The 19,780-nt window shown below is 64.9% G+C and carries 13 protein-coding genes; 6 read left to right on the forward strand and 7 right to left on the reverse strand.

Annotated features, from left to right (window positions below; translation table 11 throughout):
• Window positions 1–27: 27 nt before the first annotated feature.
• The 6 genes from BMX92_RS22525 to BMX92_RS22550 all read right to left on the reverse strand — a co-directional run bounded on the left by BMX92_RS22525 (window position 28) and on the right by BMX92_RS22550 (window position 10,385).
• The gene (locus tag BMX92_RS22525; protein ID WP_093020725.1) at window positions 28–1,671 is read right to left on the reverse strand and encodes a sulfatase family protein; all 1,644 of its coding nucleotides are present in this window, start codon (window positions 1,669–1,671) and stop codon (window positions 28–30) included.
• On the reverse strand, window positions 1,668–2,600 hold the full coding sequence (locus tag BMX92_RS22530) for a formylglycine-generating enzyme family protein (protein ID WP_093020752.1): 933 nt from the start codon (window positions 2,598–2,600) through the stop codon (window positions 1,668–1,670). The genes BMX92_RS22525 and BMX92_RS22530 overlap by 4 nt, the downstream gene beginning before the upstream one ends.
• Window positions 2,601–2,608: 8 nt before the next feature.
• Window positions 2,609–4,534, reverse strand: coding sequence for a glycoside hydrolase family 3 protein (locus BMX92_RS22535; protein WP_093020727.1), 1,926 nt, complete (start codon window positions 4,532–4,534; stop codon window positions 2,609–2,611).
• Entirely contained in the window at window positions 4,528–6,237 is a 1,710-nt protein-coding gene (locus tag BMX92_RS22540; protein WP_093020730.1) for a glycoside hydrolase family 3 protein, read from the reverse strand. The genes BMX92_RS22535 and BMX92_RS22540 overlap by 7 nt, the downstream gene beginning before the upstream one ends.
• Window positions 6,234–7,940, reverse strand: a complete 1,707-nt coding sequence (locus BMX92_RS22545; RefSeq protein ID WP_256213556.1) for an arylsulfatase — start codon at window positions 7,938–7,940, stop codon at window positions 6,234–6,236. The genes BMX92_RS22540 and BMX92_RS22545 overlap by 4 nt, the downstream gene beginning before the upstream one ends.
• Before the next feature lie 63 nt (window positions 7,941–8,003).
• Window positions 8,004–10,385, reverse strand: a complete 2,382-nt coding sequence (locus BMX92_RS22550; RefSeq protein WP_093020732.1) for a TonB-dependent receptor — start codon at window positions 10,383–10,385, stop codon at window positions 8,004–8,006.
• Between the two features lie 308 nt (window positions 10,386–10,693).
• Between BMX92_RS22550 and BMX92_RS22555 the strand changes: the two genes are divergently transcribed.
• The 3 genes from BMX92_RS22555 (at window position 10,694) to BMX92_RS22565 (ending at window position 15,970) form a co-directional block, all read left to right on the forward strand.
• On the forward strand, window positions 10,694–11,758 hold the full coding sequence (locus tag BMX92_RS22555) for a LacI family DNA-binding transcriptional regulator (protein WP_093020734.1): 1,065 nt from the start codon (window positions 10,694–10,696) through the stop codon (window positions 11,756–11,758).
• 400 nt (window positions 11,759–12,158) lie between these two features.
• The gene (locus BMX92_RS22560) at window positions 12,159–14,573 is read left to right on the forward strand and encodes a glucose/quinate/shikimate family membrane-bound PQQ-dependent dehydrogenase (RefSeq protein WP_093020756.1); all 2,415 of its coding nucleotides are present in this window, start codon (window positions 12,159–12,161) and stop codon (window positions 14,571–14,573) included.
• A gap of 92 nt (window positions 14,574–14,665) precedes the next feature.
• Window positions 14,666–15,970, forward strand: coding sequence for a carbohydrate porin (locus BMX92_RS22565; protein WP_093020736.1), 1,305 nt, complete (start codon window positions 14,666–14,668; stop codon window positions 15,968–15,970).
• A gap of 26 nt (window positions 15,971–15,996) precedes the next feature.
• On the opposite strand, the gene BMX92_RS22570 is transcribed toward BMX92_RS22565, so the two are convergent.
• Complete coding sequence (locus BMX92_RS22570) at window positions 15,997–16,617, reverse strand: TetR/AcrR family transcriptional regulator (RefSeq protein WP_093020738.1); 621 nt, start codon at window positions 16,615–16,617, stop codon at window positions 15,997–15,999.
• Between the two features lie 86 nt (window positions 16,618–16,703).
• Here BMX92_RS22570 and BMX92_RS22575 point away from each other — a divergent pair, with 86 nt between their 5' ends.
• The 3 genes from BMX92_RS22575 to BMX92_RS22585 all read left to right on the forward strand — a co-directional run bounded on the left by BMX92_RS22575 (window position 16,704) and on the right by BMX92_RS22585 (window position 19,696).
• Window positions 16,704–18,029: an NAD(P)/FAD-dependent oxidoreductase gene (locus tag BMX92_RS22575; RefSeq protein ID WP_093020740.1), complete on the forward strand. Its 1,326-nt coding sequence runs from the start codon at window positions 16,704–16,706 to the stop codon at window positions 18,027–18,029.
• Between the two features lie 204 nt (window positions 18,030–18,233).
• Window positions 18,234–18,764: an RNA polymerase sigma factor gene (locus BMX92_RS22580; protein ID WP_256213558.1), complete on the forward strand. Its 531-nt coding sequence runs from the start codon at window positions 18,234–18,236 to the stop codon at window positions 18,762–18,764.
• An 8-nt stretch (window positions 18,765–18,772) separates the two neighbouring features.
• On the forward strand, window positions 18,773–19,696 hold the full coding sequence (locus BMX92_RS22585) for a FecR family protein (protein WP_093020760.1): 924 nt from the start codon (window positions 18,773–18,775) through the stop codon (window positions 19,694–19,696).
• The last annotated feature ends 84 nt before the right edge of the window (window positions 19,697–19,780 follow it).

The following is a 19,780-nucleotide window of genomic DNA, read 5'->3' on the forward strand; positions in this document are numbered from 1 at the left end:
TTCGCTCGCAATGACGTGGGAGGCATATTACGGGTGGTAGGTCTTGCCTTCGGCGTCGGCCTTCGCCTTGGCCGGGCTGTCGGCGAACAGGTCGTTCATCTTGGTCGGCAGATTGGGCTGGACATACCAGTCGGCCGGGAAGTCGGCGGCATGCGGGCCGTCGATATTGCGGTGGACGAGGCCGGAGCTGGTCTTGCGCGTATAGGGAACGACATGCGCGCCCTTATTGTTGGCCAGTTGCTCGAACAGCGCCTTGCGCAGGGTGATCTTGGTATCCAGCCATTTGGGATCCTCGATCAGATTGTGCATCTCGTCCGGATCGCTCTTGAGGTCGTACAGTTCCTCCAGATCCCAGACGCCATGATATTGGATATATTTTACCCGATCGCGCTCGATCGCGAAGGTGGTGGGCGTCTGCGGGAAGCTCCATTCCCAATAATATTCATAGACGAAATCGCCGGGGTTCCAGGTCTTTTCGTCGATCTTGCCCTCGGCCACGGGCAGGAAGCTCTTGCCCTCCATCTGCGCGGGCTTTGCGACATGGGCGATGTCGAGGAAGGTCGGCGCGAGGTCGAGATTGCGCACGACGGCGGGGTTGGTCACGCCCTTGGGCACCATGCCGGGCGCCCAGACGATCATCGGCACCCGGACGGAGGGCTCATAGGCGTTGCGTTTGTCGATCAGCCCATGTTCCCCGATCAGGAAGCCGTTGTCGGAATAGAAGACGACCATCGTATTTTTATCGAGATGGTTCTTCTTGAGGTAAGCCAGGATGCGACCCAGGCTCTCATCCACGGGGGACAGGGTGCGATAATAGTCGCGGACCTGCTCCGTCATGGGGTTGTTGGTGTGATAGGGGAAGTCAGCGCCGTGCCAGCTATTGCGCTGATTGCGGACCCAGAGCGGCTTGCCGGCATTATTTTCCGGCGTGTCCGCCATGCTGGCGGGCAGGTTGATCTTGAGGTCGCTATATTGCGCCTTGTACCGGTCGGGCGGCAGCGGGTCGCTATGGACCGCCTTGTGGCTGAGATAGAGGAAGAAGGGCTTGGACGGATCGCGGCCCTTTTCCAGCCAGTTCATGGCATAATCGGTCAGCTCGTCGGTGATATAGCCGGTGCGCTTCACATGCGCGCCATCGACGTTCAGCATCTGCCGATCGCCCGCCGCGATCTTGTCGGGGCTGAGCTGTTCGGTCGGGAAATAGGTGCCCTGGCCCTTGAAGCTGACCCATTTGTCGAAGCCGGGGCGGGGGGCGTCGGTGTCGAAGCCCATATGCCATTTGCCGAAGAAGCCGGTCTGATAGCCCGCTGCCTGAAGATATTTGGGGAAGAAGGTCAGCCCTTCCTCCGAACTATTATTATTGTCCACCACGCCATGGTTGCGCGCGGTCTGGCCGGTCAGGATGGTCGCGCGGCTGGGCGAGCAGAGCGAGGAGGTGACGACGGCATTGGGGAAATAGACGCCGTCCCTGGCCAGCCGGTCGATATTGGGGGTCTGAAGGCCCGGCGTCAGGAAGCCCATCGCATCATAGCGCAGATCGTCCACCAGCACGAAGATCATGTTGGTCGGCTTGGGCTGCGGCGCGTTCACCGGCTTGGCGAAGGCGCCCGGCCCCAGCAGGGTGCAGGCGGCGATCGCGGCGGCGCGCAGCGCGCGACGGGCGTGGGTCATGGACGGGTTTCCTTCTTGTCCCGGATGATGCAGCGAAAGCCGATATGGCTGGTCGCGCTGTCCACCGCCTGCGGATGGCGGGCGGCGGGGCGATAGCGCTGGCAATAATTGGCGGCGCACAGATGCGATCCGCCCTTCAGCACCTTGCGCGGAATGGCGATGTCGGGCGTGGCGGGATCGAAACTCTCCCGCTTCGTGCCGCCGCGCGGGTTGGCGGGGATGCAGCAGCTACCCTTCGTCTTGCGTTCGATCCGGGGTTGGGCGAACCAGTCGGTCGTCCATTCCCAGACATTGCCGATCATGTCGTACAGGCCATGGCCGTTGGGGGTGTAGGTGCGCACCGGGGATGTGCGCTCATAGCCATCCTCCAGCGTGTTGCCGTATGGGAAGGCGCCCTGCCAGTAATTGGCCATCATCGCGCCGTCCGGCGCCAGTGCGTCGCCCCAGGCATAGTCCGCGCCGTCCAGGCCGCCGCGCGCTGCATATTCCCATTCCGCCTCGGTCGGCAGCGCCTTGCCCGCCCATTTGGCATAGGCTTCCGCATCGGCATAGGCGACATGGACGACGGGGTGATCCTCCAGCCCCTCGATCCGGCTGTCCGGGCCATGGGGATGGCGCCAGTCGGTGCCGAAGCTGAACTGCCACCACTGGCTATAGTCTTCCAGCGATACCGGGCCACCCGTGCGCTGGAACAGCAGCGATCCCGCCCGCGCCATCGCCGGGTCCATGCCGGGATAGTCCTTGGGGTCGGGCGCGATTTCCGCCAGCGTGACATGGCCGGTGGCTTCCACGAAGCGGGCAAAGTCACGGTTGGTGACGGGCGTTTCGTCGATGCGAAAGCCATCCACCTGCACCCGGCGCACCGGCGCTTCTTCCGGGTAGAAACGGTCCGACCCCATCAGGAAGGGGCCGCCGGGCAGGTGGATCATGCCGTCCGTCACCGGGCAGCCCTCAGGACGATCCCGGCGCCGCGCGAATAAGCGGGGGCGGGGCCATCATCGGGCAGATCAGGGCTTTGCGCCTCGACATCGGCCATGGAGCGGGGGAGCGAGAAGGGCATATGGCCCTTTGCCACGGCGCGGCCGGTGACGACATCCAGTATGGCGGCATCGCTGGCGCCGAAGGTGACGAGCATGGCCTTGGCCATCGGCTCGATCGCGGTCAGGATGGCGGGGCGATCCATCTCCACCGCGACGATGGTGGGAACATGGGCGGATGCGCGCGCGATCGCCTGCACATCCTTGTCATCGGCGCGGAAATCCAGCCGCCCCTCATGCTGGCGCGCGCCGAAGAAATGATGCGGGTGCAGCGTTTCGAACGGGGTGGCGGTGCGGACCAGCGCGACGTCGGCCTGCGCCGGGTCTTCGACCACGGTGAAGCCAGCGGCGCGGGCGGCGGCGGCATCGACATTGTGGAGCCAGATGCGCTTGCCCGGCGCGACCGGCAGGGTGGCGCCGTCGTTGCGCAGCAGCACCTGACTGGCGCGCTGGACGGCGTCCGCTTCGGCCTGGGCCTGCGGGTTGCCGACGATGCGGGCGGCGGCGGCTTCATCGACATAGGGATTGTCGAACAGCCCCTGTTCGAACTTCAGGCGCAGCACGCGGCGGACGGATTCATCGATGCGCTTTTCGCTGACGAGACCCTTGGCGACCGCGTCCAGAATGGGGGCGGGATCGTTCGCGCCGCCGAACTGGTCGATGCCGGCATTCAGCCCCTTGGCGAAGCGGGTCGTCTTGTCGGCCGCCTCCATGCCCCAGGGCGTGCCGATCGACGCGGGCGTCTGCGGGTTCTGCGCGTTTGGGGCCATGCAGGCCTGCGGGCAATCATTGGTGATCGACCAGTCGGAGACGATCAGGCCGCGATATCCCTTTTCCCCTCGCAGCAGGCCGGTCAGCATCTGCTTGTTGAAGCCGGCGGCGACCGGTTCGATCGGCTCGCCCGCGATCTTCGGGCCATGGACGATGACATAGGTGGGCATGACGCCCGCGCTATGGGCGGCCAGGCTATCGTCGAAGGCGCGGATATGCTGGGCGAAGGCGGCGTCGGTCAGCGGCGCGTTGCGGCCATAATAGTTATGGCCGTCGAAACCTTCGGGTTCGGCGCCATAGCCGACCCAATGTTTGACCACGGTGGCGACGCCATCGGGGCGGATGCCGGTGCGGCCATGCTGGAAGCCGTCGACATAGGCGCCGGCGAGCCGGGACACTTCGACCGGATCGGAGCCGAAGGTTGCGGCGAAGCGCGGCCAGCGTGGTTCGGTGGCGAGGTCGGCCTGCGGCGAGAGCGCCATATGGATGCCGACGGCGCGATATTCCTGCCGCGCGATGTCGCCGAAGCGGCGCACGGTTTCGGTGTCGCCCAGCGCGGCGAAGCCCAGCGTGTCGGGCCAGAGCGAGAAGCCGCCGCCGGTGGTGCTGGCGCCCAATGTCGCCTGAAAATGGTGGCGCGGGTCAGTGCTGATCGTGGCGGGAATGCCGAGGCGGCTGGCCTCCGCCAGTTTCTGTACGGCGTTGTTCTGCGCGGCGAGGTCCGATGGGGACACGACGAGGCGGGTGATGAAGCTGTTGATGTGGCGATCGTTCAGCAGCTTTACGGTGGCGTCGGCATCATAGGTCTTGCCGGCGAAACCGATCGAGGAGCCGGGCGTGGGCAGGGTGCCGTGCACCAGCATGCCGGCCTTTTCCGCCAGCGTCATCTGCTTGAGCAAATCCTCGACGCGGGCGTGGATGGGGGCGCGGCTGTCCTCATAGCGGTCGAGCCGGCCATTATGGTTGAGGTCGCGCCAGCCTTTCGGCGGCGATGCAGCACCGCTCAGTGCGAGGACGAAAAGCGATGCCGCTGCGATCCTGCGAGGGCTTACCATGACAATTGTTCCTTCCCGCAAAAGGCATCGACCGGGCTTTTTCCGGTGAAGGGCGCATCGCCCGTCAGCCGCTCCACCAATGCCGTCTGCACATCGGGCAACGAAGCATAGGCATTGATATAGGTCGCGAAATTCGGCGCGTCATACAGATAATAGGGCTGGCCGAAGGAGATAAGCAGGGTCGGGATTTCGCGGTTGAACTGAATCATGCCGTTGCGCGGGCTGGCATGCAGCCGGGCGAAATCGAGGAAGATATGGCTGAGCGCGGGCGTGGCTTCCTGTCCGATCAGATAGAGGATGAGGTCTGTGTCTTCGGGCGTCGGCATCGCTTCGGGATCGAAATGGCGGACGGCGAAGCCACGATTTTGGAGACCTGCGATCAGCGGGGTGAAATCGCGTTCGGGCGCGCCGGAGAAGAAGCTGGCGCCTTCGTCGGAAATGATGAGCACGCGCTTGTGCTGGCCCGGCGTGATCGGGATCAGGGCTTCGCGATCCTTGACCAAAGTGATGCTGGCGGCGGCGGCGCGGGCGGCCTGATCGAGATGGGCGGGCTGGCGCAGCAGGGCGCGGGTTTGCTCGACCGGGGCGATGCGCTCGTCCGGGGTCATGCGGTGCAGGCCGAGCTTCGCCTTCAGCGACAGGAAGCGGGTGACGGCGTCATGCAGGCGCTGTTCCGACAGGCGGCCGTCGCGCAGGCCCTGTAGCATGAAGCCCATGTCGGCGACCGGATCGCGGCTGAACAGGAAGACGTCGCAGCCGCCTTCGATTACGGCGGGGACGGCTTCGGCACGAGCCATCCAGCTGGTGAGGCCGCCCATGACGGTGGCGTCGGACACGATCAGGCCGTCAAAGCCGAGTTCGCCGCGCAGCAAATCCTGATTCAGCAGGCGGGATACGGACGCGGGTTCGAAGGCCTGCGCGCCGGCCTGCGGCAGTCTGTCGCGGATATAGGCGGGCAGGGCGATATGGGCCGACATGATCGTCATCACGCCATCATCGACCAGCGTGCCGAAGATGCGGCCGAAGGTCGCGCGCCATTCGTCCATGTCCATGTCGTTGACGCTGGTGACGAGATGCTGATCGCGATCGTCCAGCCCGTCGCCGGGCCAATGCTTGGCGCAGGCGGCCACGCCCTGTGCCTGTAGCGCACGCACATAGGCGCGCGCCTGAGCGAGAATGCGGTCGGGATCGGAACCGTAGGAGCGGGTGCCGACCACCGCGTTGCGGAAGGCGCGGTTGATGTCGACCACGGGAGTGAAGGACCAGTTATAGCCCAGCGCCCGGCTTTCCTGTCCGACGATGCGGGCCAGGTCGGCGCTCAGGTCCAGATCGTCGCAGGCGGCGATGCCCATCTGGTTGGGGATGGCGGTGGTGAAGGGCGCGCTGACCGTGCCGCCCTCGATATCGCCGGACAGGATCAGCGGCACTTCGGACCGCTCGACCGCATGGCGCGTCGCAGCCCAGGCGGCGTCCAGATCATGGGTCGGGAAGCGGTGGATGCCGCCCGGCGCATGGCCGAGCAGCCCGTCGGTTTCCGCGATGCTGTCATGGCGCGCGGACAGGACGAACAGCTGCGCGATCTGCGCCTCGACACTCATGGCGTCGCGGGTATTTTCCACCCAGGCCATGTCCTCCGGGGAGAGGAACAGAGGACCGGCACCGGGTGAAAGGGGGGAAGTCAAAGTGGAGATGGCGTTACTCATTTCGGATCGGTGAAGGCGTCGTCATAGCGGGCGCGCCTGGCGAAGATTTCGGGCGGCTCGGCGAGCGGCGGCGTGCTGTATTTGCGGGCTTCCCGCCACCAGAGCGCCTTCATCTCCGCCAGCTTGGCGGGGTGACTGGCGGCAAGGTCGGTGCTTTCGGAAAAGTCCTTCGACAGGTCGAACAATTCCCACCGGTCCTTCGCGAAGTCGGTGCCATATTGGTGCATGGCGACCGCGCGCCAGTGGCCCGCCGTGATCGCGCGCTGGCCGCGCAGCTCGAAATACTGGACCGGGCGGGTGGCGGCTTGCGCATTGTTGAAGGTGGCGCGGATGGAGCGCCCAGCCACGGGCACCTGCACCACGCCATCGACGCTGCGGGCAAAGCCGGTGCCGGCCGCATCCAGCAAGGTGGGGGCCAGGTCGATCGGGTCGACCAGTTGCGTGCGCACCGCGCCCTTGTCCCGAATGACCGCCGGCCAGGAGAGGATCATCGGCGTGCGCACGCCCCCGGCATAGGGCCACACCTTGTAGCGGCGGAACGGCGTGTCGCCGGCCCAGGCCCAGGGGCGGGGATATTCGGGTTGCAGTCTGTCGGTGCCGATATCGTCGATGCGCGCGCGCTGCTCGGCGAAGCTCAGCTTGTTGGGTCGGTACATCTTTTCGAAGCTGCCCTCCTGCCCCGCTTCGGACGCGGCGCCATTGTCGGAGATCAGCAGGATGATGCTGTTGTCATATTGGCCGCTGTCCTTGAGCCGCTGGACGACCCGGCCGATCTGCGCGTCGGCATGTTCCAGGAAACCGGCATAGGTCGCCATATAGCGGGCGAAGACGGCCTGTTCGTCGGCGCCGAGTTGATCCCAGGGGCGATCGCCGGCGGCGCGGATCGTGTTGACGGCACTGGAGGGGATGATGCCAGCCTTTTGCATCCGCTCGAAGCGCTCGGCGCGCAGCGCGTCCCAGCCCTTTTCATAGGTGCCGCGATAGCGGTCGATATAGGCGCGGGGGGCCTGCAACGGGGCATGGCCCGCGCCCATGGCGAAATAGAGGAAGAAGGGCTTGCCCGCCGCATCGTCAATATCGGCGATCGCATGGTCCGCCATGTCGGTGGAGAAATGATAGCCCGGCTTGTCGGGCTTGGGCAGGGTGGCGTTCCCGTCGATCAGGTCGGGATGATATTGATCGGTCCAGCCGAGATAGAAGCCATAGAAACGGTCGAAGCCGCGCTGGATCGGCCAGGACGCATTATTGCCAGCCTTGCCATCCTCATATTCCGGGCCAAGATGCCATTTGCCCACGCCATAGGTGCGATAGCCTGCGGCCTTCAGCGCCTGCGGCAGCATCTGCGCGTTGGTGGGCAGTTCGCCGCGATCGCGGCTCATGTCGGTGGTGCGTGTGTTGGTCGGCAGGTCCGCCATCCGCACCGTCTGGTGATTGCGCCCGGTCAGCAGCGCCGCGCGGGTGGCGGTGCAGATCGCCTTGCTGTCGAACCGGTTGTAGCGCAGCCCGCCGGCGGCCAGAGCGTCGATATTGGGGGTGCGGATTTCCGAGCCGAAGGCGCCAAGGTCCGAAAAGCCGACATCGTCGAGGACGATGAGGACGATATTGGGTTTGGCCGGTGCCGCAGGCTTGGGCGCGGCCTGTGCCCCGGACAGGCCGATCGCCGCCGTCAGCATGGTTGCCGCCATCAGGATGCGCTTGCCCATTCGTCCTGCTCCGTACCGAGAGAAGAGGGGGCGCGGCGGCAGGAGACCGCCGCGCCCGACCGATCAGAACTTCACGCCGAGCGTGGCGCCGAAATAGCGGTCCGCATCCTTGTTGAAGGTGCCGACCAGATCATAATTGCCGCCCAGGAAGGAGGTGTGGCCGATGCTGGTCAGGTAGTTTTCGTCGAACAGATTCTTGACGAACAGGGTCAGGCTGTAGCGGCCGTCCAACTGCTTCACGCCGATGCTGGCATCGACCAGCGCATAGGCGGGCTGTTCCAGCAGCGGGTCCTGTTCGACCGAGAAGTTCATCGCGCTCTGGAAGTTGACGCCCACCTGCGCGAAGCCGGCAAAGTCGGTGCCCGGAATGTCCGCTTCATAGCGCGGGGCGATGCTGATCTTCCATTTCGGGCTGACCGGCAGGGTGGCGCCGCGCAGATTCTGCGTCGGGGTGACGCCAGCGGCGGTGCGGTAGCAGACGTTGATCGGCGTGCCGGTCATGACCGGCGCGGTGGCGGCGATCTGCTGCGGACAGTTCAGGCCGTCGATATCGATCTTCGCGTCCGAATAGGTGACGGCACCGGTCAGGCTGAAATGATCGTCGGGGCGCACGGTGGCTTCGATTTCGAAGCCCTTGGTGCGCGACTTGCCGGCATTGGTGGACACGAACTGGACGACGCCCGATGCGATGTCCGACCGGTTCGCCTGTACCTGAAGATTGGTGTAGTCGGCCAGGAACAAGGCGGTGCTGATGCTCAGCACGCCATCGGCGGTGCGGCCCTTGAAGCCCAGTTCATAGGCGTTGACATGTTCGGGCTCCAGCACGCGCTGGTTGGCGAGGTCGGCGGAGATTTCCATCTCGTACCCCAGCCCCTTATAGCCGCGGGTATAGCTGCCATAGACCTGCGCATTGCGGCTGAATTCATATTGCAGGCCCGCCTTGCCGGTGACGGCGGTGTCGCTGGCGGTGATGGAGCCGCTGGTCGAGGCATTGCCGGGGAAAATCACGTCGCCCGCCACGATCGGGGCGGTGCGGGTGCCGCTGTTGGTGCCCTTTTCATATTGCACGCGCAGGCCGCCGATCGCCTTCAGGCCGCCGATGATGCGATAATCGACCTGACCGAAGGCGGCGATGCTGTCCTGCTTCAGGCGGATGTCGCTCTTGGCCGATTGCCAGATGATGTTGCTGGCGGCGCAGGGTTCGCCGAAGGTGCCGGCGGTGCAGCGGGCGCGGCGGCGGTCGAACGGGCGTTCGATGTCGGAATGCATGTAGAAGACGCCGGCGACATAGTTGAGGTCGCTATTGCCATTATTGGCGATGCGCAGTTCCTGGCTGAAGGCGCTGAGGTCCACGATGCCATGGTTCTGGCTGAAATAGGCGTAGGTCGCCCCCGTGCCGACGAACAGCGGCACATCGCTGTTGATGCGCTCGATCGGCTGGTTCACGTCCAGATAATATTTCTGATAGGCGGAGATGGAGGTGATGGTCGCCCCGCCCAGATCCCAGTCGGCCTGGAGCGAATAGGTCTGCTGCTTGCTGTTGGAACGGGTGACCGTCTCGTCGTTCAGCGTGCGGTTGTTGCGGGTGGCGTCGATCGGTCCGACCAGCGTTTGCAGGTTCGGGTTGGTGATCGCGATCCAGGTGGAAGCGCAGCAATCGGCATCCGTCTTGCGATACTCAGCCGCGAACAGCAGGTTCAGATTGTCGGTCGCATCCCATTCCAGCTTGCCGCGTACGCCCCAGCTCTTCGAGCCATTGTCCCAGCCATTGGTGGCGATGTTGCGGGCGACGCCGCGCACGTCGTTATAGAAGCCGGTGACGCGGGCGCGCAGCGTGTCGCTGATCGGGCCGGACACAGTGCCACGGACGCGATATTCGCCATGTTCGGCGATGGTGGCTTCGGCCTTGCCCTCAAACTCGCGAGAGGGGCGGGCGGTGGTGACATTGACGACGCCGGCGGTGGCATTCTTGCCGAACAAGGTGCCCTGCGGGCCGCGCAGCACTTCGACGCGCTCGATATCCGCGAGGTCGGTGAAGCCCTGCGTCTGGCGCACGGCGACGACGCCGTCGACCACGGTAGAGACGGAAGATTCGACGCCCTGACCGAACAGGGCAGTGCCGATGCCGCGGATGCGGAAGCTGCTGTTGGTGGGGGTGGCGCCCTGCTGGAAAGTCAGCGAGGGGACGGCCTGCACCAGCGAGCTGCTGTCGTTGATCTGGCGGTTGGCGAGCGTGTCGGCGCCCACGGCGGTCACGGCCAGCGGCACGTCCTGAAGGCGTTCTGCGCGCTTCTGGGCGGTGACGACGATGTCGGTGCCATCCAGCGGCGCCTGCGGTGCGGCGCCCTGATCCTGGGCGAAGACGAGCGCGGGCGAGAACAGCACGCCCAGCGCGATCGCCGATACGCCGGCATGGCACAGGAAATTCTTGGAAATACGCATCATTTTACCTCCCCTATATCGCCCGGACGACTGCGGTCCGGCACGATCGTTCAAACCCTGATCCCTGATCGGCCCTGCCGACAGGCTCACGCTATTCGCTTGCGCAATTGTAGCGCTAAATGTTCCCAACCAGCGGGTGAGTCAAGCGTAAATTTTAGCGCTATAATCATGTCTGACAAAAGGCTGTTAAAAGAGGCGGAAAAGGCTTTGCAACATTTGCCTTTCGCTGAATTTTAGCGATAAATGAATCGTGAGGGCGTGAAGGTCGATGCGGGTGCGTCCTTCGCCGCAGGGGAAACAGGAGCATCATCATGGCCCGTCCGGGGCGTCGCGCCAGTCAGGCCATCACTATCCAGACCGTCGCGGATCGGGCCGGCGTATCGACCATGACGGTGTCGAACGTGCTGAACAACAGCCACAAGGTGAAGGAAAGCACGCGCGACCTGGTGATGGCGGCGGTGCGTGAACTCAATTATGTGCCCAATCTGGCGGCGCGATCGCTGGCCAGCGCCGCGACGATGCGGATCGGCCTGCTCCATCGCAATATCGAAAATGCGTTCCTCAGTGCGATTCTGGTCGGTGCGCTCGACGCCACTAGCCAGTTGGGTGCGCAACTGCTGCTGCGGCGGCTGGATAGTGCGGAACCGACCGAGATCGCGCAGCAGATGCAGGCGCTGGTCGATAGCGGCGCCAATGCCATATTGATCGTGCCGCCTTATTGCGAGGTGGCCAGCCGGTTCGGGCTGACGCGCGATTTTCCGGTGCCGGTCGTCGCCATGTCGCCGGGCGACGATCTGCCGGGCGAGCATTGCGTGCGGATCGACGATCGGGAAGCGGCGCGGGAAATGACCGCCTATCTGATCGGACTGGGGCATCGCGACATCGGCTTCATTCGCGGCGGGACCGGGCATCTCATCCATCGCACGCGCTGTGAAGGCTATATTGCTGCGCTGGAGGAGGCGGGGATCGCGGTGCGGCCCGAACTGATCTTTGCGGGCGACATGAGTTTTGAATCCGGGCTGGCGGCGGGCGAGGCGCTGTTCGCCTGCGATCCCCGGCCGACAGCGATCTTTGCCAGCAATGATGACATGGCGGCGGCGATCGTGTCGCTGGCGCATCGCCGGGGGCTGGACGTGCCGCGCGACCTGTCGGTGGTCGGGTTCGACGATACGCCGGTGGCGGTGAAAATCTGGCCGCCGTTGACGACGGTGCGGCATCCGGGTGCCCAGATTTCGGCTGAGGCCGCGACCCAAGCGGTGGCGCTTGCCAAGAGCGCCAAGTCGGAGGCTGACCCGGCGACCATCTATATGCACCATGAACTGGTGATCCGGGAATCGACGGCTGCGCCGGGCGGTGCGATCATTGTCGGCTCTTAGTTTGGGCTTAGAGTCTGTTTGGGAATGCGCCAAAGGCGTTCTTTCGCGCATTTTTCAAACGGTCTCTGAGCCTTCCCGATAAGGGCAAGATTTCAACATAATAGAAGCGCCTTCGGTTCGCGACGCCCGCTCGCGTCGATCGAAGAGGAGGGCGTTTGGCCAGATTTGCCAGCCATCTATTCCCTGCATGTCCCCGGTAAGGCGGTCGTCAGACGGGCAGAGAAGCAGCAACTTTCCCCGAAAAACGCTGAGCGAACTTGCGACTCAGGTCGGTGTGTACTAAATAGTACATTGCGTCGTTATAGCGACGATCCGGTGATTGGGCGTTCTTGTCGACTCCAGAGCGGCACTCTCCGACGATTATAAGAGATGAAGGAGGTGCCGCGTGACGGGCACGAAAATGCACGGCCAGCCGCTGATCCGCGGTTGGCTGCTTCTGTTGGGGGCCGTGATTCTGGCCGCCGGACTTTTCTTTGCCATTGGCGGGGTCAAACTCGTCAGCCTGGGCGGCAGTTTCTATTTTCTGATCGCCGGCGTCGCGCTGATCGGCGCGGGCGGGCTGATCGCGCTGCGCAGGGCGAGCGGTGGCTTGCTGTTCGGCGCCGTCTTCCTGCTCACCATTTTCTGGGCCTTGTGGGAAGTGGGCTTCAGTTTCTGGCCGCTGATCTCCCGGCTGCTGGCCATTGGCGTCGGCGCGACGGTGGTGGCGCTGTCCTATCCGCTGCTGCGGCGCCGGGATGGTTCGGCGCCTGCCTGGCGGCCGGCCTTGCTGGTTGCTGCGCTGGTCGGCCTGGGGTCGATCGTCGGGGCGGCCGGCATGTTCGTGCCGCACCCGACTGTGCCGTTCGCCGGTCAGGCCGAAGCGCTGGTGCCGGTCGATCCGGCGCAGGCGCAGAAGGACTGGACCGCCTATGGCAATAGTCCGGGTGGCAGCCGTTTCGTCGCGCTCGACCAGATTACCCGCGACAATGTCGACAAGCTGAAGGTTGCCTGGACCTATCGCACCGGTGACATCGCATTGAGCGATGGCAATGGCGCAGAGGACCAGAATACGCCGTTGCAGGTTGGCGACACGTTGTTCGTCTGTACGCCGCATAACAATGTCATCGCGCTTGACGCCGATACCGGCCGCGAAAAGTGGAAGACGCTGGTCAACGCCAAGGCGTCTGTCTGGATGCGCTGCCGGGGCCTCGCCTATTTCGATGCGCATGCGCCGATCCAGCAGCCCAGCCTGCCCGGCGCGACGCCGGTGACGGCGGTGACCGTGCCGACCGGCGCTGCCTGCCAGCGCCGCATTCTGATGAACACCATCAATGCCGAACTGATCGCGCTGGATGCCGACACCGGCAAGTTCTGCTCTGACTTCGGCACCAACGGCCGGGTCGATCTGAAGGTCGGCCTCGGCAATGCGCCCGATCCCCAATATCAGCTGACCTCCGCGCCGACGCTGGCGGGCACGACCGTCGTGGTCGGTGGCCGCGTTGCCGACAATGTGCAGGTCGATATGCCCGGCGGCGTGATGCGTGGCTTCGACGTCATCAGCGGCAAGCTGCGCTGGGCCTTCGATCCGGGCAATCCGGCGATCACCGGCGCGCCCGCAGCGGGCAAGACCTATGCCCGGTCGACCCCGAACGTCTGGGCCGCCATGTCCTATGATTCGGCGTCGAACACCGTGTTCATGCCGGTCGGCAGCGCCTCGGTCGATCTCTATGGCGTCACCCGTAGTGCGCTCGATCATAGATATGGCGCGTCGATGCTGGCGCTCGACGCCACGACCGGCCGAGAGAAATGGCATTTCCAGACGGTTCATAACGATTTGTGGGACTTCGACCTGCCGATGCAGCCGAGCTTCGTCGACTTCCCCGTCGATGCGGCCCGCAAGGTGTCCGCGCTCGTCTTCGGCACCAAGGCGGGGCAGGTCTATGTGCTCGACCGCGCCACCGGCAAGCCGCTGACGCAGGTCAAGGAAGTGCCGGTGAAGCCTGCGAATATAGTGGGTGAACCCTATTCGCTGACACAGCCCAAGTCGCTGGGCATGCCGCAGATCGGCGTCGGTCCGCTGACCGAGGCGGATATGTGGGGCGCGACCCCGTTCGACCAGCTGCTCTGCCGCATCGCCTTCAAGGGTATGCGCTATGAGGGGCTGTATACGGCGCCGGGCACCGACAAGTCGCTCAGCTTCCCCGGATCGCTGGGTGGCATGAACTGGGGCGGCATTTCGACCGATCCGACCAGCGGCACCATCTTCATCAACGACATGCGCCTTGGCCTGTGGGTCCAGATGTTCCCGCAGACGGCGGCGCAGAAGGGGCAATCGGGCAGCGCTGGCGAAGCGGTGAACACCGGCATGGGCAGCGTTCCGCTGAAGGGCACGCCCTATTCGGTGGTGAAGGATCGCTTCCTGTCGGCGCTGGGCATTCCCTGTCAGGCGCCGCCCTATGGCACGCTGACCGCGATCGACCTCAAGAGCCGGGCCATCAAGTGGCAGGTGCCGGTGGGTACGGTGCGCGACACCGGGCCGATGGGCATCCGCATGGGCCTGCCGATCCCGATCGGCATGCCGACGCTGGGCGGGACGCTGGCGACGCAGGGCGGGCTGGTCTTCATCGCCGGTACGCAGGACTTCTACCTGCGCGCCTTCAACGCGGCGACCGGTGCGGAGGTCTGGAAAGCCCGTCTGCCGGTCGGCAGCCAGGGCGGTCCGATGAGCTACAAGTCGCCCAAAAGCGGCAAGCAATATGTGGTGGTGACGGCGGGCGGTGCGCGCCAGTCGCCTGACCGCGGCGATTATGTGATCGCCTATACGCTGCGCTGAACCCGTGGCGGAGCGGCCCGGCGCCGCTCCGCCCGCCTATTGTCATCATTCATGTTGCCGCGCGCTGTGTTGCCGTGCGGGAGGGAGGGGCTTTGGCCCAGATCATTCATCCGCTGGCCCGCCTGACTGTGGCGGGGCTGTTGTCGCTCCTGCCGGTGGCGGGCGCTTTTGCGCAGGACGCCGCGCCTGCGCCGGACAAGACGGCCGCGCCGCCGCGCGAGACTTTGACGGGCGACTGGGGCGGTTTGCGTACCCGCCTGAAGCAGGCGGGGATCACGGTCCGCGCCGATTATGTGTCGGAAACCTTCTCGGCCGTGGATGGCGGCCAGCGGCGCGGCACGGCCTATACCCAGCAATTGCGCGGCGGATTCGATTTCGACATGGACCGGATTGCCGGCCTGACCGGCGGGACCGTGCATGTCACCTTCAACGACCGGCGGGGCGTGGGCATATCGTCCGATTTCGTGGGCAACCGGTTGCCGATTCAGGAGGCCGCCGGCGCCTATAATACGCGCCTGTCCGAACTCAGCTATGAACAGAATCTGGCGGATGGCCGGCTCAATCTGCGGCTGGGTTTCTTTGCCATGGGCAATGATCTGGGCGGGATGCCGCTGGGCTGCAATTTCGTCAATGCCGCCTTCTGCGCGCATCCGCTGTCGGAATCGGGCAATAGCGGCTGGTATAATTATCCCAATGCGCGCTGGGGTGCGGCCGTGCGCTATCGCTTGCGGCCGGACCTGGCGTTGCGGACGGGCCTGTATCAGGTCAATCCGCGCCTTAACGATCTGGACAATGGCTTCCGGCCCTTTGTCGGCGGCACGACCGGCATCCTGCTGCCGCTGGAAGTGGAATATGATCCGGGTGTCGCGCCGGGCAGCCGGGTGTTGCCCGGCCATTACAAGCTGGGCGTCTATTATGACAGTTCGCGCGCCGCCCGGCGGGGCGAGGATGGCACGCTGCGCGGCCGCTATGGCTTTTATGCGCTGGCCGACCAGATGATCCTGCGCGAAGGCAATGCCGGCCGGGGCCTGTCGATCTTCGGGCAGTTTACCGCCAATCCGGCGGCGTCGGCGCAAATTACCCATTGGTATGCGGCGGGTCTGGTCAAGATCGGCACCTTCTCAGGTCGCGATGCGGACAGCATCTCGCTGGGTATCGTGCATGCGCAGGTCAATCCGCGTTTGCGGCGCGTAGCGGCCGAGGCGCAGGATCTTCCCGGCGGCTATGCCGCACTGCCTATGGGGGAGACGGCGATTGAACTCAGCTATGGCATCCAGTTGCGGCGCTGGCTCAGCATCCGGCCGGATTTGCAATATATTCTCGATCCCGGCGCCTTCTCCTACCGGCGGACCAATGATGCGCTGGCGCTGGGCGGCCAGGTCAAGATGCAATTCTGACGCCCGGCATGCTTCACTCCCAGCCCTCAGGGATCAGCCCGGCAATAGCGCACTATATTGTCGATGACCTGCGCCCGGCGCCGGTCGGCAGCGGCCTGACTGGTCATGTCGACGCCGAAGATGGCGTGGAAGCTGTGGCGGTTGGATATGAAGTAGAAGGCAAGCGCGCTGATCGTCATGTGCAGATCGACGGCGTCCAGTCCGGGCCGGAAGCTGCCGTCGGCGATGCCGCGATCGATCAGTGCCTGCGTCTTGGGCAGGACGATCTCATTATGCCCTTCGGAAATTTCGCCGACATGCGGGCCGCCGCGAATATTTTCGTCCATCACCAGCCGCACCAGTTCGGGATGATGGAAATGATAGTCGAAGGTGAGGGCGGTCAGCCGTTCGAGCGCGGCGAGCGGGGGCAGGTCGCCCAGTTCGGCATCCAGTTCGGCCGATCGGATGCCGCGATAGGCTTCGGTCAGGACCGCGCGATACAGCCCGTCCTTGCTGCCGAAATGATAATAGATCATCCGCTTGGACGTCGCGGTCGCGGCCGCGATCTCATCCACGCGCGCGCCGGCAAACCCTTTTTCCGAGAAATGGCGGGTCGCGATGGCGACGATATCGCGCCGGTTCCGTTCGGTGAAATTCTGCTTGTCCACGCCTCGCTTTGCGACGGCGGGCGGCCTATTGCAATGCACAACCGGTGCGTCGGCGATCGATGCGCCGGCCCGTCGATCGAGGAGGAATGTGCGTGATCCCCGACAAGAAAACCCAGATCGTCATCGTCGGTGGCGGTGCAGCAGGGCTGGAACTCGCACGCAAGCTGGGCGCCCGCTATGGGCGCAAGCGGCATGACATCATCCTGATCGATCGCAACCGCACCCATATCTGGAAGCCGCTGCTGCATGAGGTGGCGACCGGATCGCTGGACGCCAGCCTGGACGAGGTCGGCTATCGCAGCCACTGCCACCGCTGGGGCTATCGCTATCTGTACGGCACGCTGCAAAGCATCGATCGTGGTGCGCAGCGCGTGCATATTGCGCCGGTGTTCGATCCCAAGGGGCGTGAAGTGGTGCGCGCCCATTCGGTGCGCTATGATTATCTGGTGCTGGCCTATGGCTCCGTCACCAATGATTTCGGTACGCCCGGCGTGGCCGACAATTGCCTGTTTCTTGACAGCCGGGCGCAGGCGGACGGTTTCCGCGACCAGTTGCTCGACCACTGCCTGCGCGTGTCGCGCGCCATGTCGGCTGACCCGGCATCGGATGCGCGGGTGCGGATCGCCATCGTCGGCGGTGGCGCGACGGGGGTCGAGCTGGCGGCGGAACTCTATAATGCGGCGGACGCGCTGGGCTATTATGGGCTGGAGGTGTTCGATCGCAAGCGGCTGGATGTGACGCTGCTGGAAGCGGGGCCGCGCATCCTGCCCGCCTTGCCCGATCGACTGGCCGACGCCGCGCGCGAGGAACTGGAAGTGCTGGGCGTCAAGGTGCGCGCCGGTGTGGCCGTGACCGCTTCCACGCCGGAGGGTATGGAGACGAAGGATGGCGGTTTCGTTGCCGCCGATCTTCAGGTCTGGGCCGCGGGCGTCAAGGCCGCGCCGATCCGGGACGGGCTGGACGGTCTGGAACTGTCCCGCGCCGGTCAGGTGATCGTGCGGCCGACGCTTCAGAGTCTGGCGGACGACCGGGTTTTCGCGATGGGCGATTGCGCGTCCTACACGCCCGAAGAGGCGGAGCGGCCGATCCCGCCGCGTGCGCAGGCCGCGCATCAGATGGCGGACACTGTGTTCGCCAATCTCGGCCGACTGATGGCGGGCCGGTCGCTACAGGGCTTCGCCTACAAGGATCATGGGTCGCTGGTGTCGCTCAGCCGCTATTCGACGGTGGGATCGCTGATGGGCAAGCTGGTCGGCGGCCGCATGGCGGTGGAAGGGCGGCTGGCCCGCTTCGTCTATATGTCGCTCTATCGCATGCACCTGCTCGCCGTGCATGGCTGGGTGCGTGGGCCGGCGCTGATCGTGGTCAGCCATATCAATCGCATCGTGCGGCCGCGCCTGAAACTGCATTGAGGGTTTTGCGAAACGGTTCCGTCAACGCCCCGTGCGATGGTGCCGGATCGACCTGTGCCGTGGCGGTGGCAGGACCGAAAATATAGCATGTCGGCGCTCTGACCGGGGGCGGGCGCATCCTGCCACGACCCGTCGATCTGGCCTGCGATATCGAAATCGGTTTGTTGTCATTCGATTGCAATGACCTGGTCATGAAACTGACCATTGCGGCGCATAATCGCCCTGTTCATGGGCGATCATTCCATCGAACAGACGCATATGCCATCGCGGGGCCTGTGGGCGGGCTGGAGCAGCCTGCTGGCGCAGGTCGAGCGGTTGACCCGTCGCACCGACAGCGAGGATATGTTGCACGATGCTTATGTGCGTATGGCAGCCCGCGTCGATCGTCCGGATAATGAGGAAGCCTTTCTGGTTCGCGCCGCCGTCAATCGGGCGCGCGACAGCTATCGGCGGGAAAAGGTGCGGGGCGTATCGGCCGGGGACGATGCGATTGGCATGCTGCGCGACGGCGCGCCTTTGCAGGATGAAGCGCTGATGGCGCAGGCCCGGCTCCGGCGGGTATCGGAAGGGATCGACCGCCTGCCGCCGCGGACCCGCGAGGTGTTCCTGCTCCAGCGGATCGACAATCTCAAATATCGCGAGATTGCCGAGCGGCTTGAAATAAGCCAGAGCGCGGTGGAGAAGCATATGGCCAGGGCAATGACCTTCCTTGGCGAATGGACGAAGGATTGGTGAGCCCCGACATGTCCGGTGAGCGCCCTTTACCCCGGACCGCTGCCGAGTGGATTGCAAGGCTGAATGCGGACGGACGGACGACGGAAGACGAGCGGGCCTTTCGCGCCTGGATCGCCGCCGACGCTGCGCATGCGGCCGATTTCGAACGCGCGACCGATATCTGGGCGATGGTGCCCGGCACCGACGCGCTGACGCGCCCAGCAACCGTGCCGCCCAAGCAGCTACTGTCGCGGCGCCGGGTGCTGGTCGCTTGCGCCGGCACGCTGGTCGTGGGCGGCGGCGGCATGGCGATGATGCAGACGGCCATGGCTGGCACCCGCTATCGCACGGATGTCGGCGAGCAGCGCCGGGTTGCGCTGGCTGAAGGGTCTTTGCTGTTCCTGGATACCGATACGGACGTGCGCGTGCTGGCAAGTGCCCGGCGTCGGCGCCTGTGGCTGGATCGGGGGCGCGTGGCGCTGACCGTCAAACGCGCGGAGACGCCCTTTTCGATCGATGCTGGTAAGGGGCAGTTTGTCGCTGATACGGGTCTGTTCGATTTGCGTCGCGATAGCGATGATGCGCTGGCGATGATGGCGGTGGCCGGGCGAGCGGAAGTAGCGATGGCGGGCGCACCGCACAGCCTTTCCGCCGGCCAGCGTATCCGCGCCGATATCGCCCAGACCGTGCAGATCGATCGCCCCGATGTGGAGGCGACGCAGGCCTGGCAGAGCGGCCGGGCCGCCTTTCATGACGACCGGCTGGATGAAGTGGCGGCGGAGGCCAATCGCTATAGCCTGACCCGGCTGGTCATTGCCGATCCCCACACGGCCACCCTGCGGGTCAGCGGCATGTATCGCATGGGTGATAATGTCGCGCTCGGTCAGGCGCTGTCGCAATTGCTGTCTGTGCCGGTTCGGCAAGTCGGGGACCGGGTGTTGCTGGGCGGCTGAAAAAAATTCGTGATGCCGGGGTGGGGTAATAGCCCGCCAGCGCGTCGGGGAGGCGCGGCGCCACTGCCGCTGTCCACGGGGGAT

The organism is Sphingobium sp. YR768 (genome assembly GCF_900111125.1).
Classification (GTDB): Bacteria; Pseudomonadota; Alphaproteobacteria; order Sphingomonadales; family Sphingomonadaceae; genus Sphingobium.

Coding starts and splice junctions, on each gene's coding strand:
- BMX92_RS22525 (WP_093020725.1), bottom strand. CDS start 1,671: ATGACCCACGCCCGTCGCGCGCTGCGCGCCGCCGCGATCGCCGCCTGC.
- BMX92_RS22530 (WP_093020752.1), bottom strand. CDS start 2,600: ATGATCCACCTGCCCGGCGGCCCCTTCCTGATGGGGTCGGACCGTTTC.
- BMX92_RS22535 (WP_093020727.1), bottom strand. CDS start 4,534: ATGGTAAGCCCTCGCAGGATCGCAGCGGCATCGCTTTTCGTCCTCGCA.
- BMX92_RS22540 (WP_093020730.1), bottom strand. CDS start 6,237: ATGAGTAACGCCATCTCCACTTTGACTTCCCCCCTTTCACCCGGTGCC.
- BMX92_RS22545 (WP_256213556.1), bottom strand. CDS start 7,940: ATGGGCAAGCGCATCCTGATGGCGGCAACCATGCTGACGGCGGCGATC.
- BMX92_RS22550 (WP_093020732.1), bottom strand. CDS start 10,385: ATGATGCGTATTTCCAAGAATTTCCTGTGCCATGCCGGCGTATCGGCG.
- BMX92_RS22555 (WP_093020734.1), top strand. CDS start 10,694: ATGGCCCGTCCGGGGCGTCGCGCCAGTCAGGCCATCACTATCCAGACC.
- BMX92_RS22560 (WP_093020756.1), top strand. CDS start 12,159: ATGCACGGCCAGCCGCTGATCCGCGGTTGGCTGCTTCTGTTGGGGGCC.
- BMX92_RS22575 (WP_093020740.1), top strand. CDS start 16,704: ATGTGCGTGATCCCCGACAAGAAAACCCAGATCGTCATCGTCGGTGGC.
- BMX92_RS22585 (WP_093020760.1), top strand. CDS start 18,773: ATGTCCGGTGAGCGCCCTTTACCCCGGACCGCTGCCGAGTGGATTGCA.